Consider the following 15,976-nt stretch of genomic DNA (forward strand, 5'->3'; position numbering starts at 1 on the left):
GACCCGCCGCGCGTCCTTTGCGTTTCGGCCCCTCGGCCCGCAGCGACTGTCGCGTCGCCACGGCCTTCACCCGGGCGAAATCCGCAAAGTGCCACAAAATTAATCATATCGATGACTATTTTGCCCCGGGGACAGGGGCATTGGCGTTTTGCCCGTGATGCCTGACGTTGCGCTTTCTAGTCTGGGCCAAACCAGTCGCGCGACATAGGGGCAGCAAGAACCATCATGGCGATTTACGCATCCATCCATCACGTCACCCACTATCGGTACGACCGCCTCGTTTCCCTCGGCCCGCAGATCATCCGCCTGCGTCCGGCACCGCATTCGCGCACCCGCGTCATTTCGCATTCGCTGAAGATCCTGCCCACCGAACACTTCGTCAATCACCAGCAGGACCCCTATGGAAACTGGCAGGCGCGCTATGTCTTCCCCGAGCCCGTGCGCGAATTCCGGATCGAGGTCGATCTGATCGCCGACATGACGGTCTATAACCCCTTCGACTTCTTCGTCGAGGAAAGCGCCGTAAAATGGCCGTTCGAATACCCCGCCGATCTTTCCAACGATCTGGTGATCTATCGCACCCCCGAGCCCGAAGGCCCGCTGCTGGCGCAGTTCATCGGTGCCATCGATTACAGCGAAACCCGCACCGTCGATTTCCTGGTCGGGCTGAACGCCAGCATCGCCAATCACCTCAACTATACCATCCGGATGGAGCCCGGCGTGCAGTCCCCGGACGAGACGCTGCAGTTGAAGTCGGGTTCGTGCCGCGATTCAAGCTGGTTGCTGGTGCAGGTGCTGCGCCACTTGGGCTTTGCCGCGCGCTTCGTCTCGGGCTATCTGATCCAGCTCAAGCCCGACGTCGAGGCGCTCGACGGTCCCTCGGGCACCGATCACGACTTCACCGACCTGCACGCCTGGTGCGAGGTCTTCCTGCCCGGCGCAGGCTGGATCGGGCTTGACCCGACCTCGGGGCTGCTGACCGGGGAAAGCCACATTCCGCTGGCTGCGACCCCGCATTACCGCAATGCCGCCCCGATTGCCGGCGGCTTTGCCGCCGATGGCGAGCCACAGGTCGATTTTGAATTCGAGATGGAGGTAAAACGCGTCGCCGAACATCCGCGCATCACGAAGCCTTTCTCGGACGAGGCATGGGACCGGCTGAACGCGCTTGGCCGCAAGGTCGACGAGACGCTGAAGGACGGCGATGTGCGGCTGACCATGGGCGGCGAGCCGACCTTCGTGTCGATCGACGACTTTGAAAGTGCCGAATGGAACACCGATGCCGTCGGGCCGATGAAACGCGGGCTGGCCGATGACCTGATCCGGCGGCTGCGGAAACGCTTCGCGCCCGGCGGGTTCCTGCACTACGGGCAGGGCAAATGGTATCCGGGCGAAAGCCTGCCGCGCTGGACCTTCTCGCTCTACTGGCGGCGCGACGGCAAGCCGGTGTGGAAGAACCCCGACCTGATTGCACGCGAGGATACCCCCGCCCCCGCAACGGCCGAAAACGCCGGGCAGTTCCTTGGCGCCTTCGCCCAAAAATTGGGGATCGAGCCCGAGATGGCGCAGGCGGTGTACGAGGATCCGGGCGAATGGATCCTGAAGGAAGCCATGCTGCCCGAGAACGTGACGCCCGAGAATTCCAAGCTGAAGAACCCCGAGGATCGGGCGCGCTTCGCCCGGGTGTTCTCGCGCGGGCTGACCGGGGCTGCGGGCTATGTGCTGCCGATCCAGCGCTGGCAAAGCCGCGACATGGGCGGGCGCTGGCGGTCCGAACTGTGGCGCGCCCGGCGCGGGCATCTGTTCCTGATCCCGGGCGACAGCCCGGCAGGCTTCCGTCTGCCGCTGAACGCCCTGCCCTATGTGCCGCCCTCGGCCTATCCCTATTCCTATCCCTCCGATCCGACCATCGAACATGCGCCGCTGCCCGACTTCCACGAGGTGATCGAGGAACGCCGCCGCAAGATCCGCGAGGAGATCGCGCGGCTGGAGCAGGAAGAGGCCGAGCGCGCGGCGCAGGAGGCTGCCGAGCGCGCCGAGATGATGCCCGACGTGACCGAGGGCAAGGACCAGCCCGTCAGCGGCGCCCGCTCGATCGAAGGCGACGACCGCCAGCGGATCATGGCCCAGGGCATCGACCCGGCAGGCGGCGCGGTGCGCACCGCCATCACCATCGAACCGCGCGACGGCAGGTTGTGCCTGTTCATGCCGCCCTGCGAAACGCTCGAGGATTACCTCGAATTGCTGGCCGCGGCCGAGGACACCGCCGCAGAACTCGACCTGCCGATCCATATCGAAGGCTATGCGCCGCCGCACGACCCGCGGCTTGACGTGATCCGCGTCGCCCCCGACCCCGGTGTCATCGAGGTCAACATCCACCCCGCCCACAGCTGGGAGGATTGCGTCGCGACGACCGAGGCGATCTATGAGGAGGCGCGGCTGTGCCGTCTTGGCGCCGACAAGTTCATGATCGACGGGCGTCACACCGGCACCGGGGGCGGCAACCACGTGGTGGTGGGTGGCGAGACACCGAACGATTCGCCCTTCCTGCGCCGGCCCGACCTGCTGAAATCGCTGATCCTGATCTGGCAGCGGCATCCCGCACTCAGCTACCTGTTCTCGGGCCTGTTCATCGGACCGACCAGTCAGGCCCCCCGGATCGACGAGGCGCGCCACGACTCGCTCTATGAGCTTGAAATCGCGCTGTCCCAGATTTCGCCGCCGGGCCAGGGTCAGGTGCCGCCGCCCTGGCTGATCGACCGGCTGCTGCGCAACATCCTGATCGACGTCACCGGCAACACCCACCGCGCCGAGATCTGCATCGACAAGCTCTATTCCCCTGACGGACCGACCGGCCGGCTGGGTCTGGTCGAGTTCCGCGGCTTCGAGATGCCGCCCGACCCGCGCATGAGCCTTGCCCAGCAATTGCTGCTGCGCGCGATCATCGCGCGCTGCTGGACCTCGCCGGTCGAGGGGCGCCCGGTGCGCTGGGGCACGGTGCTGCACGACCGCTTCATGCTGCCGCATTTCCTGTGGGAGAACTTCCTGTCGCTGCTGTCGGACCTCAAGCATCACGGCTTCGAGGTCGACCCTGCCTGGTATGTCGCCCAGTCCGAATTCCGGTTCCCGTTCTGCGGCCAGATCGAGACCGAGGGCGTGCATCTGGAGATCCGGCAGGCCCTCGAGCCCTGGCATGTGCTGGGCGAGACCGGCGCCATCGGCGGCACCGTGCGCTATACCGACAGTTCGGTCGAACGGCTGCAGATCAAGATGACGACGCTGCATCAGGACCGCTACCGGATCATGTGCAACGGCCGCCCGGTGCCGCTGGCGCGCACCGAAACCTCGGGGACCTCCGTGGGCGGCGTGCGGTTCAAGGCCTGGCAACCGGCCGAGGCGCTGCATCCGACACTGCCGGTGAACGCGCCGCTTGTCTTCGACATCTACGACGACTGGACGGGCCGGGCGCTGGCGGGCTGCACCTATCACGTGGCGCATCCGGGCGGGCGAAACTATGACACCTTCCCGGTCAACGGCAACGAGGCCGAGGCGCGCCGGCTGGCGCGGTTCGAGCCGAACGGACACACACCCGGAAGTTACACTCCGGCATCAGAGGTGCCTCATCCCGAGTTTCCCTTGACGCTTGACCTGAGACGTCCCATCGGTTTGCTCTGACGACCGCACAGGAAGGGCGACGGACAGCGATGCCTTACGAGGTCCTTGAAGATGCTGCCGCGCCGGAACTTTTTGCCGATTATCGGCAGGTTCCGGGCGTCGCCGACGAACTGTTCGACGCCCACGGCCGCATGCGGCCGGTCTGGCGCCGTTTCGTCGAGCATTTTGCAAGGCTCACCCCGGCCGAGATCCGTACCCGTTTCGAACGCGGCGACCAGTATCTGCGCGACGCCGGCGTCTATTACCGGCAGTATTCCAACGACCCGCTGACCGAACGCGACTGGCCGCTCAGCCATATCCCGGTGATCCTGCACGAAGCGGAATGGGCGGGGATCTGCGCCGGGCTGGCGCAGCGCGCCGATCTTCTCGAACTGGTGATGGCCGATCTCTATGGCCGTGGCGAGCTTGTCGCCGACAATCACCTGCCGGCCGAACTGGTCGCGCGCTCGCCGCACTGGCTGCGGCCGATGGTTGGCGTTGAACCGCGCGGCGGGCATTATCTGCATTTCCTGGCGTTCGAGATCGGGCGGTCGCCGGACGGGTCGTGGTTCGTGCTGGGCGACCGGACCCAGGCGCCCTCGGGGGCGGGCTTTGCGCTGGAGACCCGGATGGCAACGGGGCGGATCTTTCCCGAACGGTTCCCGCGCGCCCATATCCACAGGCTTGCAGACTTCTTCAGCAGTTTCCGCGACGCGATGGAGGCGCTTGCGACCCGGCCCGGGGAAGAGTTGCGCACGCGGGGTATCCTGACGCCGGGGCCGACGAACGACACCTATTACGAACACACCTATATCGCGCGCTATCTCGGCCTGATGCTGCTCGAGGGCGAGGATTTGCTGGTCGAGAACGGTCAGGCGATGGTGCGCACGATCGAAGGGCCGCAGCCGCTCGGGATGCTGTGGCGGCGCATCGACGCCAGCTTTGCCGATCCGCTGGAGTTCAACCCGACCTCGCGGATCGGCACGCCGGGGCTGATGGAGGCGGTGCGCGAGGGCAATCTGGCGCTTGCCAATGCGTTCGGCTCGGGCGTGCTGGAAATGCGCGCGATGATGGCCTTCCTGCCGCGGATCAGCGAGGTGCTGACCGGTGAGGCGCTGCAGCTTCCGAATATCGCGACCTGGTGGTGCGGTGGCGGACCGCAGCGCCGCTATGTCCGCGACAACGCGCAGAACATGCTGATCGGGCCGGCCGATGCGGTGGATCTGCCCTTCGATCTGGGCGCGACAACGGCGCTCGGGGGCCATTTCCGGGGCACCGCGAGCGGCTCGATCGCGGAATGGCTCGATCGCGATGGCGACCGGCTGGTCGGGCAAGAGGCGGTGACGCTGTCGACGACGCCAGCCTGGCAGAACGAGGGCGACCCCGACGCCCCCGGCGGACGGGTCGTGCCGCGGCCGATGACCGTACGGGTCTTTGCCGCCCGCACCGCCACCGGCTGGGAGTTCATGAAGGGCGGCTATGCCCGGATCGGGCGCACATCGGATGCGACGGCGCTGGCGATGCAGCGCGGCGGGTCGGTGGCCGACGTCTGGGTGGTCTCGGACAAGCCGTTGCGCCACTCCAGCACGCCCGCCCCGTCGTCGGGCAACTTCCGCCGCGCCGCCCCCGGCATCCTGCCCGCCCGCGCCGCCGACAACCTGTTCTGGCTTGGCCGCTATGTCGAACGCACCGAGGATGCGGCGCGGCTGATCCGGGCCTATCATCTGCGCCTTGCCGCGACCGACAATCGCCACGATCCGCGGCTGAAGGCGCTTATGAGCTACATGAAGGGCTTCGGGATCGACCTCGGCCAGACCATCCCGGTGGCGTTCGTCTGTCGGATCGCGGCGGCGAAGGGCTGCGCCGGCAAGGTGCGCGACCGGTTTTCGACCGATGGCTGGTCGGCCCTGAACGACCTGTTGAAAACCGCCGAAAGGATGAGCGCCACCGCGTTGCCCGGCGACGACTGTGCCCGGGCCATGTCGGTTCTGATCCGCAAGATCGCGGGCATCTCGGGCCTTGTGCACGAAAACATGTACCGGTTCTCGGGCTGGCATTTCCTCAGCTTCGGGCGCGCGCTGGAACGCGCCGACGCCATGGCCTCGATGCTGGCGAAATTCTCCGGCCACGATGCGCCGCAAGGCTCGCTCGACCTCGCGGTCGAAGTGGGCGACTCGATCATCACCCATCAGCGACGCTACCGGGTGGAAACCAACCGCGACACCGTGGTTGATCTGCTGGCGCTCGACGCCGACAACCCGCGCTCGCTGCTGTTCCTGATCCGCCGGCTGCGAAGCCTCGCCGAGGCTTTGCCCCATGCCGAGCATTACGGCCGTCCGTCCCTGCTGTTGCGCGCCATCCTGCCGCTCGAGGCCGAGATCGCCTGCGCCAGAACCGACGAGATCTCGCCCGAACGGCTGTGGCAGATGCGGAACGAACTGGCCGAAATTTCGGGTCTGCTTGCGACCAGCTATCTGAGGTAGCCGATGCTGTACGATGTGACCCTGACCATCGACCACAGTTATGCCGCGGCCTCCGACCGGACGCGCAGCATTCTGCGACTGCTGCCCTCGAACATCCCGGACCAGCAGGTGGTGCGGCGGCGCGAACTGATCGTCGCTCCACGGCCTGACGAGCGCCGCGAACGGGTGGATTTTTTCGGCAACGCGGCCACCATCGTGGTCTGGCACCAGCCGATCGAGGCGGTATCGCTGCATCTGACCGCGCTGATCGAACGCCACGCCCCCGAGCCGCCGTTCGACCTGTCGCCGCCACTGGCAGACCTGCGGCAGGATCTGGCCGAGGTGCGTTCGCTGGCACCCTCGGCACCGCATCACTTCGCGGCCGCATCGCCGCTGGTCGCCCCCTCGCCTGCGATCACCGATTATGCCCGCACCTGTCTTGCCCCCGGCATGACCGCAATGCAGGCGGTCGAGGCGATCGGCCGGGCGCTGAACCGCGACATGACCTTCGACCCCGATGCGACCGACGTCGACACCACGCCCGAGGAGGCCTTTGCCAACCGCCACGGCGTCTGCCAGGACTTCACCCATGTGATGATCGCCGCCCTGCGCGGGATCGGGGTGCCGGCAGGCTATGTCTCGGGCTTTCTCAGGACCTATCCGCCCCCCGGCAAGCCGCGGCTCGAAGGAGCGGATGCGATGCATGCCTGGGTGCGCGCCTGGGTCGGGCAGGAGACCGGCTGGATCGAATTCGACCCGACCAACGACCAATACGCCGGGATCGACCACATCACTGTCGGCCATGGCCGCGACTATGACGACGTCTCGCCGGTGCGGGGCGCGCTGCGCACCACCGGGGGTCAGGAAGCCAGCCAGGCGGTGGATGTGATCCCTCTCGATACCGTAACGGCGGTCTGAGCGCGCCAGACCTGCGGGGCACCGGGCGAAGACCCCGATGCCCGCGGTCGCGCTCAGGCGGCGGTTTCGAGTTCGACGATCTCCTGCGGCGACAGGGTCAGGTCGGCTGCGGCGGCATTTTCCTCCAGATGCGCCAGGCTCCCGGTGCCCGGGATCGGCAGAATCATCGGGCTTTTCTGCAAAAGCCAGGCCAGCGCGACCTGACCGGGGCTGGCCCCATGGGCGGCGGCAATCTGGCTGACGATCCCGCCGGGCTTTGCCAGATCGCCCGCCGCCAGCGGGAACCACGGGATGAAGCCGATGCCATGTTCCTCGCAATAGGCCAGCACATCCCGGCTGCCCCGGTCGGTCAGGTTATAGCGGTTCTGCACCGTGGCGACCGGAAATACCTGCTGGGCTGCCTCGATCTCGGCCACCGAAACCTCGCTGAGGCCCGCGTGGCGGATCACACCCTCGTCGAGCAACTGGCGCACTGCGGCGAATTGTTCGTCCCGCGGCACCTCGGGATCGATGCGGTGCAACTGCCAAAGCGCGATCTGCTCGACCCCGAGCCGCGCGAGGCTGCCGCGGGCCTGGGCGATCAGATAGTCCGGATCGCCCTTTGGCGACCATTGACCCGGACCCGACCGGGTCAGCCCGGCCTTGGTGGCAATGGTCAGCCCGTCATAGGGATGGAGCGCCTCGCGGATCAGTTCTTCCGAGACGTCGGGACCATAGCTGTCGGCGGTGTCGATGAAATCGATGCCGATCTCGGGCAGGCGGCGCAGCAGGGCAAGCGCCGCGGCGGGGTCTTCGGGCGGCCCCCATATCCCGGGCCCGGTGATCCGCATGGCGCCGAAGCCAAGGCGATTGATTGTGATATCTCCGCCGATGGCGAACTGGCCGGACAGGCCGGCATCTATCCTGGACATTGCTGTGCTCCGCTCTCGGGAAAGTTCGTCGCGACGGGGCATCTCTGCCCCGCCAGTCCGGTTCCACAGGTCGTCTAGTTCTGCAGGTCCGCGCGCAACTGGCTGAGCGCGGCAGACAACGTCGCGGGGGTCTTGCGCGCGGTGTCGAGCGCATTGATCAACGCGGTCTTCTGCCCGTCGCTCAGCGAGGAGGCCTCGATCTTCGCAACAATTTGGTCATAGTCAAAGCCATCGACGGTCAGCAACGAAGGGTCGATGCCGTCAAGCGCCGTGCGCGCCGATCCCGCCGCCCCACGCAGCGCATCCGTGACGGCGACCGAGGCACTGTCGGCACCGGTCTGCATCGCCGAGGCAATGTCGCTACCGGCGCTGTCAATCGCCTTGCCGGTTTCGGTCGCAGCCTCGCCCAGCGAGGCGACAGCCCCCTTCGCCGCGTCCCCCAGGGCGTCGAGCTCGGTCTCGGCCGGATGCCCGCTGTCCTCGATGGCGGGCTGCATCGCGCTGCCGGTGCCTTGATCGGCGGGCATGACCTCGTCGTTCCGGTCGTTGCCTACAATGGCGAAATAGCCGCCAAGCACCACCACCACGACCGCAGCCGCCGCCAGAAGTGTCTTGTTCATGTCTGATCTCCTTTCCCTGCGCCCGTCGTCCGGGCATAGTGCAAGGTAGGGATCGTGGCACGCCGGTGTAAGGACCGCGGCGACGTGACGGGCGGTATCAGCACGAAGCCGCCGCCGCCGCGCCATGGCCAGTTGGCGATGCGGACCGGCAATCTGTCGCATCTCCGCCGGCCGCGCCGAAGGTTAGTCACGTCTGATCCCGGCCTCGACCCCCCGGCCCCCTGCCTGCGACGGCACCGGCCGGGCAGTGACCTAGCGATGGACCCCTGCGCATGGACCAAGACTATGAATCCCGCCTGACGCTCTCCCGGATTCTCGACGAGATCGCAATCGACAGGATCCCGGCACGGCGCCGGAAAGCGTTTCTGACCCGGCTCGAGGCGCTGTTTCCGGACCTCTTCGGGCACATGATCACGCTTTATGGCACGCGCTACGATGCCTATGTCCATATGCGCGCGCTCGTCGCCACACTGGCCGAACATCAGGTCCGCAAGCAGCCCGAAGGGCTGCGCGAGGAGGGGGCGCCCTGGTATCTTTCCGAACGCGCGGTCGGCATGGCGGTCTATGTCGATCTCTTCGCCGGCGACCTCGACGGGCTGATCGAGAAGATCCCCTATCTGGAGCAGCTCGGGATCAGCTATCTGCACCTGATGCCGCTGTTTCTCGCCCCCGAGGACAACAGCGACGGCGGCTATGCCGTGTCGGACTATCGCAAGGTGAACCCCGCACTTGGCGATGCCAAGACGCTGCGAAAGCTTGCCGATGCGCTGCATGCCCGCGGCATCCGGCTGTCGCTCGACTTTGTGTTCAACCACACCTCGGACGAGCATGCCTGGGCGCAGGCGGCGCTCGACGGCGATCCGCGCTATCGCGCCTTCTATTTCTTCGTCGATGGGGCCGAGGCCGAGGACTATAACCGCTCCCTGCGCGAGATCTTCCCGCAGGCCCGCCGCGGCAGCTTCACCTGGAACGAAGCCGCGCAGAAATGGGTCTGGACCACCTTCAATTCGTTCCAGTGGGACCTGAACTATGCCAACCCCGACGTCTTCGTGTCGGTGGTGGGCGAGATGCTGAGCCTTGTCGGCATGGGCTGCGATGTGCTGCGGCTCGACGCGCTGGCCTTTGTCTGGAAGGAAAAAGGCACGACCTGCGAAAGCCAGCCCAAGGCGCATGTGCTGATCCGGGCCTTTAACCTCTGCCTTCGGATCGCGGCCCCGCATGTGGTGTTCAAGTCCGAGGCGATCGTCCACCCCGACGAGGTCAACAGCTATATCGCGCCCGAGGAATGCCAGATCTCGTACAACCCGCTGATGATGGCGCTGATGTGGGAAAGCCTTGCGACGCGGCAGACGGCGCTGCTGCGCGCATCGCTGGCGCGCAGCTTCGCGATCCCCGAGACCACGGCCTGGGTCAATTACATCCGCTGCCATGACGACATCGGCTGGACCTGGGATGATGCGGTCAGCAACAGCCTCGGGATCAACGGCGCCGATCACCGTCGGTTCCTGAACGCCTTCTATACCGGCCGTTTCGAAGGCAGCTTCGCCGATGGCGTCGCCTTCGGCGAGAACCCCGACACCGGCGACTGCCGGGTCTGCGGCACGCTGGCCTCGCTTGCGGGCGTGGGCAAGGCGATGGCAGGCACGACGCAGGAACTCGATCACGCGCTCGCCCGCGTGCGGGTTCTGCATGCGGTGACGCTGGCCATGCCGGGAATGCCGCTGCTGTATCAGGGCGACGAGATCGGCGTTCTGAACGACCTGTCGTTCGAGGACGACCCGGACAAACGGGACGACAGCCGCTGGGTGCACCGCAAGGCGCTGACAACGGCCGATTTCGATCTGGCGCAGGACAGTGCGACCCCGCAAGGGCGGATCGCGGCCGGGATTGCGCGGATGATAGACCTGCGTCGCAAGCATCCGGTCTTTGGCCGGTCAGACTTCCGGCTGCTCGATCCCAGCCAGCCGAACAGCTTTGCATTCCTGCGCCGGTGCGGCACGGATCGGCTGCTGGTCGCGGTCAATTTCAGCGAATACGGCGTGACGACCGCGATCGACCCGCGCGGGCTGCTGGACAGCGACCGGGTCGTCGACCTGCTCGACCCGGGCGCACCCTGCCCGCCCGGTGCCATGGCGCTTGGCCCCTATGCGGCGCATTGGTACCTTGCCGCGGACTGAGGCGCCTCGTGCGGCTGGCGGCCCGCGATGGCGCCACCGCCTCCCCTTGCCGGCTGCCCGCAACCTGCGCATCCCGGGCAGACCAGCGTCCAAAACCGGTTCAGGCACTGCAATCCGCTTGAAACGCGGCGACAGGACCGTTACTTTCCGCGCACTTTTCCAAACGACAGAAGGATAGATGTCATAGCCCGAAGACCCCACAATGCGCCGCCACAGCGCGACACCGGCCCCCGCATCAACGGACGCATCCGGGCCCCGGAAATCCGCCTGATCGGCGCGGATGGTGAGAACGTCGGTGTGGTCACTCCCACGCGTGGCATGGAACTGGCCGCGCTGGCCGGCCTCGATCTGGTCGAGATCTCGCCCAATGCGACGCCGCCGGTCTGCAAGATCATGGATTTCGGCAAGTTCAAGTACGAGACGCAAAAGCGGGAATCCGAGGCCCGCAAGAAGCAGAAGACGATCGAGGTGAAAGAGGTCAAGTTTCGGCCCGGCACCGATGTGCACGACTACGAAGTCAAGATGCGCAACGTCACCCGCTTCCTGGAAGGCGGCGACAAGGTGAAGGTCACCTTGCGATTCCGCGGCCGCGAAATGGCGCACCAGAACCTCGGCCGCGATCTGCTGGAACGTGTCGCCGAAGACGTCAAGGAACTCGGCAAGATCGAGAACATGCCCAAGATGGAAGGCCGTCAGATGGTCATGATGATCGGGCCGTTGCCGAAGTGACCTTGGGCAAGATGAACTAGACGTGTCCCGCCAACGCCATTTCCCCCGCTTCACGCGCGAAGAACATGGTCTGGCGGGCGACGACCGGCTGGAAAGCCCGACATTCCTGCGCAACGCCCCGCCGATCATTGCGACGCTCAGTGCCTATCTGCGCGACCGCACCGGCCCGGTGCTCGAGATCGGGGCGGGGACCGGCCAGCATGCAGCGGCCTTCGCGCTGGCCTTTCCCTCCATCGACTGGATCGCTTCGGATCCGCTTGCCACCCATCGCGATTCGATCGAGGCTTGGGCGAAAGCCCTGCTCGACGCACCGCGCGCGCCGATCGCTCTTGATGCGGCCGGCGACTGGTCGCGGCTGCCAGAGGTCGCGGCCCTCGGGCCGCTGACCGGCATCTATGCCGGCAATGTCACCCATATTGCCCCCTGGGCCGTCACCGAAGGCGTCCTGACCGGGGCTGCAGCGGCGCTGGCGCCGTCGGGGCGGCTGTTCCTTTATGGTCCGTTCCGGGAGGGCGACGAGTTCTTCGGCGACGGCAACCGCCGCTTCGATCAGGCGCTGCGGGCCGACGATCCGCACTGGGGGCTGCGCGACATCGACGCGCTGCGCCTCGCGGCCCGGGCGCGGCACTTGCGGCTCGAGACGGTTCACCCGATGCCCGCCAACAACCACCTGCTGGTATTCCGCCGCAGCAGCAGCTGACAACAGAACCGTCGCAAAGCCGGTTCCGCGTGGCAGTCAAGGCGATCCGCTGAAAAATATCGGCTGCTTCGGGCGATCCACGCAATCCGGGACTGGCGCCTGCGACCTCTTCGATCACTCAGGCGGCCATTGCAGAATTCTGGAATTGCTGGATGGGCAGCGCGTGGATTCCCTGACGGATCGTCGTCACGGAACATGCTGTTGGCCCGGTCGGCGGTTGCCGGCTGGTGAACCGATCTCCCGATCAGAGCGCCAGCCGGCTGTCCCCTCCCTGGACGCCGTTACGCGGCAGCGACCGCCTCCTGCGGCTTTCCAGCGGTCCGTTCCGGCAGCACCATGGCCGACGGATTGAGAACCAGTCACAGGGCTTTCCCCGCGACGTCACCGGGAAGGGCGGTCACCCCTTCGTATTTCATCCGGGCATCGCCACGCGCGTCACCTTGGCATTGGCAACCGCGTCGCGCCGTCCCGTAGCCGTCATTGCCGGATGGGTTTCAGTTCAAGCCGCGGCCCCGAGAAGACCGCCACCGACATTGGCCCGAGGATCGCGCCAACCCACCGACATCGACACCGGCACAGGCCGCCTTCATCCCCGCAGGGCCAAATTCGGCCAGACCGAGCATCTGTCCCGCGAACATCAACACCGAAGCGGCCCTAATGGCCAGAAAAATCGTCATCATCAGGTGAAGATTCGTCAGTTTCAGCAATTGCCCGAACGGCACCCGGGTCGAGACCCCGATCGGCCCTGCGCCCGGCGCCACACTGGCGGGATCGGGTCGGCCGGGGCAGGGAATCGCCGCTGGAAGCCTCGACCAATCAAGCACCCGGTCGACGGGTCGTCATCGCGTCGCGGTCAAAACCCGCCCTGATCGAGGATGAAGGCCGCGACCTCGTCCACGCCCACCCCCTTGCGCAGCGAGGCGAATACGAAGGGACGTTCGCCGCGGGCGGTCCGCGTATCGGATTCGAGCAGCACAGGATCGACGCCGACATGCGGCGCGAGGTCGATCTTGTTCACGACCAGCAGGTCCGAGCGGGTGACGCCCGGCCCCTTCTTGCGCGGGATGTCCTGCCCGGCCGCCGTATCGATGATATAGATCGTAAGGTCGGCCAGCTCGGGGCTGAAGGTGGCGGCCAGATTGTCGCCGCCCGATTCGATCAGCACCAGATCGAGGTCGGGGAAATCGCGGATCAGCTCGTCGATGGCCGCAAGGTTGATCGAGGCATCCTCGCGGATCGCGGTATGCGGACAGCCCCCGGTTTCCACGCCGCGGATTCGCTCCAAGGGCAACACCTGGGCGCGCATCAGGTATTCGGCATCCTCGCGGGTATAGATGTCGTTTGTCACGACGGCCATCGACAGCTTCGCGGACAATGCCCGGCACAGCTGTTCGGTCAGCGTGGTCTTGCCGGTGCCGACAGGGCCGCCGATGCCGACGCGCAACGGGCCATTGGGGCTGGTCATCCGTCTTCTCCTTGCTCGGGGCTCAGCTGCGGAACAGCCGGACCTCCATGGCTTCGTGTTGCATCGCGGCCAGATCGGCGCCGAAGGCAGCGGTACCTATGGCCCCCTGCCCCTCCTGCACCGCGCGCTGCGCGACCTCGGCGATGACCGGCCGCAGCCGTGCCAGCACCGCCTGCCCCTCGGTCTGACCGAGCGGCACGAAGCGCACCGCGACGGTGACGAGGTTTCCGGCAAAGCCCTGCAGATACAGCGCTGCGACAATCTCGGGCGACAGCGCCATGTCGGCTGCCGCGGCCCCCACGGCGACCGGCAACGCCATCGCGGGCAAATCGCCGCCCGTCAGCGCATTGACGGTGCGCACGAAGGCCGCGCCCTGCGCCAGGGTTTCCTCGTGGCGCTCGCGCGAGGCGGCCAGCGCCACGGCCAGCGCCGCCAGATCCGCAACCGGCGCCGCGCCAGTCATTGCCAACACCAAAAGCGCCGCATCGCTCTGGCCGGCGCCGAACCGCAGGACATCAGCAAGCCAGGACTCGAGGGCTGCCGCATCCGCGACCTGCCCCGCGGCGATGGCAGCCTCGAGCCCGTGCGACCAGGCGAAGGCGCCCAGCGGAAACGCCGGCGACAGCCATTGGCTGAGCCGCAGCAGATCGGCGACGCCGCCCGCCGTTTCGGTCGCGGCCTCAGCCATGGTCATGGTGGCTGTGCGGGTGGTCGTGCTTGTGGTCGTGCGGGCCGGGCCGCGGATGATCGTGGTCCGGCGCGGGGCCATGCGCATGCCCCATGGTCCGGCCGAGGCCATAGGCGCCGCCCTCGGGAACGAAGGGCGCGCGGGTGCGGACCAGTGCTGCCCCCAGCCGCACCAGCATGTCGGCCAGAACCGGATCGTCGCGGATCAAGAGCCGGTCAGGCTCGATCCGGCAGGGGGTGTGGCGATTGCCGATATGCCAGGCCAGCCGGGCCAGTTCGGCCCCCCGCACCTCGATCAGCGGCTCTTCGGCCGCGATCACCCCGACCGCGCGCCCGTCTTCCAGTATCAGCGCATCGCCGTCCGCCAGAGACGCCATCTGCGCCAGATCGACGGTCAGCGTGGCCCCGCCAGTGGTCACCAGCCGCTTGCGGCGCAGGAACCGACCGTCATAGTCCAGCCGCACGTGGTCGATCACCTCTGCCTGCCCGGCAGGCGCCACCGAAACCGCACGTCCCAGGTCGATCATCGCTCGCTCCTCGTCATCCAGGCCGACGCCCGAGCCTATCGGCCGCGCTGCAGCCTGCCAAGCGCTCAGGGCGGGGTCATCCCGAAATAGCGCGGCGCATAGGGGACAGCCGGCGCCTGCTGATCCATCCGCGCGATCTCCAGCGACAGGCCAAGCTCGGGCACATGGGTCATCATCGAGGTGAAGTATTCGTCGCCCCAGCGATAGGTGATCACCATCGGAAAGCCCTGATAGCGGCAGCCGGCAATGTCGACCTCGGCCAGGTCGCCTGACTGCAGCCTGATATCTTCGTCCTCGGGCGCGGTGCCGTCGGCAAATTCGTTGCGTCCTGCGACCGTGAGGGTCTGGTTCGGCTTTACCGGCATCTTGCCGAACAGATCGGGCGGATAGATCGAGGTGATGCGGGTCGAATCGATCTCGCGGTCGCCCATCAGATCGACCTCGTCGGTAATGAAGACCCCCCCCATCGAGATCATGCGGAAATCGCCATCGGAATCGGGGTGGCGCGTCGTCTCCTCCACCATGCCGGCGCCGAGCCACCGCATCTCGACCAGACTGGCGTCGGGATAGCGCACATACGCGGTGCCGCTGTCCTGGAGAGCTGCCCGGGTCGGGCAGTCGGCCCAGCCGGGCCCGGCAACAAGCAGCGCGAGCAGCAGCAGGGGTCGCATCGGAGTTCCTTTCGCGGCCGCCTGTGGTCCGCGGTTCGGACGCTACGACAAACGCTGCGGGCATTGAAGACCCGGCGTGGCGCAATTTTGCGCAGACGCGCCGGCGGGCGGCGTCCGGATCGGCAAGCGGCAGGAAAATGCCCGGAAGGTGGGGCGCGTTCAGGACCGTACAGTCCCCACTCACCCGCCCGCAGCCAATGTCAGTCGTCAAGAACCGGGTGGCGCAGCAGAGCCTCTCGCGTCAACCCGAGGCGCGCCAGCTCCCGGTCGGACAAGTGGCCCAGTTCCTGATACAGTCGATAGCGCTGCAGCGCCGCAACCATAGCGACCAAGAACCGGCCGGCTGCAGAAAACACCGCCGTGATGCGGCCGAGGCCAGTGTTAGACACGGGGGATGCAAGATAATCGGACATCGAGAAACTCCTGACAATCAGTGTTCCTCCCTTGGCCCCTGT

At 66.7% G+C, this 15,976-nt stretch carries 13 protein-coding genes; 6 read left to right on the plus strand and 7 right to left on the minus strand.

Translation table 11 applies throughout. The features are described 5' to 3' along the window. Nucleotides 1-225: 225 nt before the first annotated feature. From DQG17_RS07770 to DQG17_RS07780, 3 genes are read left to right on the plus strand one after another with little or no spacing between them, the layout of a single operon-like run. Nucleotides 226-3,675 (plus strand): DUF2126 domain-containing protein, encoded by a 3,450-nt coding sequence (locus DQG17_RS07770; RefSeq protein WP_116132132.1) that lies wholly within the window; start codon nucleotides 226-228, stop codon nucleotides 3,673-3,675. 29 nt (nucleotides 3,676-3,704) lie between these two features. Further along, a complete protein-coding gene (locus DQG17_RS07775; protein WP_116132133.1) occupies nucleotides 3,705-6,137 on the plus strand; it encodes a circularly permuted type 2 ATP-grasp protein in 2,433 nt (810 codons plus the stop codon). 3 nt (nucleotides 6,138-6,140) lie between these two features. Further along, a complete protein-coding gene (locus DQG17_RS07780; protein ID WP_116132134.1) occupies nucleotides 6,141-7,034 on the plus strand; it encodes a transglutaminase family protein in 894 nt (297 codons plus the stop codon). A gap of 53 nt (nucleotides 7,035-7,087) precedes the next feature. Here DQG17_RS07780 and DQG17_RS07785 read toward each other — a convergent pair whose 3' ends face one another. Further along, a complete protein-coding gene (locus DQG17_RS07785) occupies nucleotides 7,088-7,945 on the minus strand; it encodes an aldo/keto reductase (RefSeq protein WP_116132135.1) in 858 nt (285 codons plus the stop codon). 74 nt (nucleotides 7,946-8,019) lie between these two features. Next, complete coding sequence (locus tag DQG17_RS07790; RefSeq protein WP_116132136.1) at nucleotides 8,020-8,565, minus strand: hypothetical protein; 546 nt, start codon at nucleotides 8,563-8,565, stop codon at nucleotides 8,020-8,022. Between the two features lie 272 nt (nucleotides 8,566-8,837). Between DQG17_RS07790 and DQG17_RS07795 the strand changes: the two genes are divergently transcribed. The 3 genes from DQG17_RS07795 to DQG17_RS07805 all read left to right on the plus strand — a co-directional run bounded on the left by DQG17_RS07795 (nucleotide 8,838) and on the right by DQG17_RS07805 (nucleotide 12,171). Then, nucleotides 8,838-10,742: an alpha-amylase family glycosyl hydrolase gene (locus DQG17_RS07795; protein ID WP_116132137.1), complete on the plus strand. Its 1,905-nt coding sequence runs from the start codon at nucleotides 8,838-8,840 to the stop codon at nucleotides 10,740-10,742. A gap of 183 nt (nucleotides 10,743-10,925) precedes the next feature. Beyond that, on the plus strand, nucleotides 10,926-11,471 hold the full coding sequence (gene infC / locus DQG17_RS07800) for a translation initiation factor IF-3 (RefSeq protein WP_369908012.1): 546 nt from the start codon (nucleotides 10,926-10,928) through the stop codon (nucleotides 11,469-11,471). Between the two features lie 22 nt (nucleotides 11,472-11,493). Next, the gene (locus tag DQG17_RS07805) at nucleotides 11,494-12,171 is read left to right on the plus strand and encodes a DUF938 domain-containing protein (RefSeq protein WP_116132139.1); all 678 of its coding nucleotides are present in this window, start codon (nucleotides 11,494-11,496) and stop codon (nucleotides 12,169-12,171) included. A gap of 853 nt (nucleotides 12,172-13,024) precedes the next feature. Here the strand turns inward: DQG17_RS07805 and ureG are convergent. From ureG to DQG17_RS07835, 5 genes are all read right to left on the minus strand, one after another. Continuing rightward, nucleotides 13,025-13,636 carry an urease accessory protein UreG gene (gene ureG, locus DQG17_RS07815; protein ID WP_116132141.1) on the minus strand — a complete coding sequence of 204 codons (612 nt, stop codon included), beginning with the start codon at nucleotides 13,634-13,636 and terminating at the stop codon, nucleotides 13,025-13,027. A gap of 22 nt (nucleotides 13,637-13,658) precedes the next feature. After that, nucleotides 13,659-14,324 (minus strand): urease accessory protein UreF, encoded by a 666-nt coding sequence (locus DQG17_RS07820; RefSeq protein WP_116132142.1) that lies wholly within the window; start codon nucleotides 14,322-14,324, stop codon nucleotides 13,659-13,661. Then, entirely contained in the window at nucleotides 14,317-14,850 is a 534-nt protein-coding gene (locus tag DQG17_RS07825) for an urease accessory protein UreE (RefSeq protein WP_116132143.1), read from the minus strand. The genes DQG17_RS07820 and DQG17_RS07825 overlap by 8 nt, the downstream gene beginning before the upstream one ends. Nucleotides 14,851-14,915: 65 nt before the next feature. Further along, the gene (locus tag DQG17_RS07830; RefSeq protein ID WP_116132144.1) at nucleotides 14,916-15,521 is read right to left on the minus strand and encodes a hypothetical protein; all 606 of its coding nucleotides are present in this window, start codon (nucleotides 15,519-15,521) and stop codon (nucleotides 14,916-14,918) included. Between the two features lie 200 nt (nucleotides 15,522-15,721). After that, nucleotides 15,722-15,934, minus strand: a complete 213-nt coding sequence (locus DQG17_RS07835) for a DUF1127 domain-containing protein (RefSeq protein WP_116132145.1) — start codon at nucleotides 15,932-15,934, stop codon at nucleotides 15,722-15,724. Nucleotides 15,935-15,976 lie beyond the last annotated feature (42 nt).

The organism is Tropicimonas sp. IMCC34043 (assembly GCF_003390845.1).
Classification (GTDB): domain Bacteria; phylum Pseudomonadota; class Alphaproteobacteria; order Rhodobacterales; family Rhodobacteraceae; genus Tropicimonas.

What these genes read in the sequence shown, in the direction of transcription:
- DQG17_RS07835 (WP_116132145.1), bottom strand. Translation starts at nt 15,934, where the DNA reads ATGTCCGATTATCTTGCATCCCCCGTGTCTAACACTGGCCTCGGCCGC.
- DQG17_RS07825 (WP_116132143.1), bottom strand. Translation starts at nt 14,850, where the DNA reads ATGATCGACCTGGGACGTGCGGTTTCGGTGGCGCCTGCCGGGCAGGCA.
- DQG17_RS07775 (WP_116132133.1), top strand. Translation starts at nt 3,705, where the DNA reads ATGCCTTACGAGGTCCTTGAAGATGCTGCCGCGCCGGAACTTTTTGCC.
- DQG17_RS07820 (WP_116132142.1), bottom strand. Translation starts at nt 14,324, where the DNA reads ATGGCTGAGGCCGCGACCGAAACGGCGGGCGGCGTCGCCGATCTGCTG.
- DQG17_RS07830 (WP_116132144.1), bottom strand. Translation starts at nt 15,521, where the DNA reads ATGCGACCCCTGCTGCTGCTCGCGCTGCTTGTTGCCGGGCCCGGCTGG.
- DQG17_RS07790 (WP_116132136.1), bottom strand. Translation starts at nt 8,565, where the DNA reads ATGAACAAGACACTTCTGGCGGCGGCTGCGGTCGTGGTGGTGGTGCTT.
- ureG (WP_116132141.1), bottom strand. Translation starts at nt 13,636, where the DNA reads ATGACCAGCCCCAATGGCCCGTTGCGCGTCGGCATCGGCGGCCCTGTC.
- DQG17_RS07785 (WP_116132135.1), bottom strand. Translation starts at nt 7,945, where the DNA reads ATGTCCAGGATAGATGCCGGCCTGTCCGGCCAGTTCGCCATCGGCGGA.
- DQG17_RS07770 (WP_116132132.1), top strand. Translation starts at nt 226, where the DNA reads ATGGCGATTTACGCATCCATCCATCACGTCACCCACTATCGGTACGAC.
- DQG17_RS07780 (WP_116132134.1), top strand. Translation starts at nt 6,141, where the DNA reads ATGCTGTACGATGTGACCCTGACCATCGACCACAGTTATGCCGCGGCC.
- DQG17_RS07795 (WP_116132137.1), top strand. Translation starts at nt 8,838, where the DNA reads ATGGACCAAGACTATGAATCCCGCCTGACGCTCTCCCGGATTCTCGAC.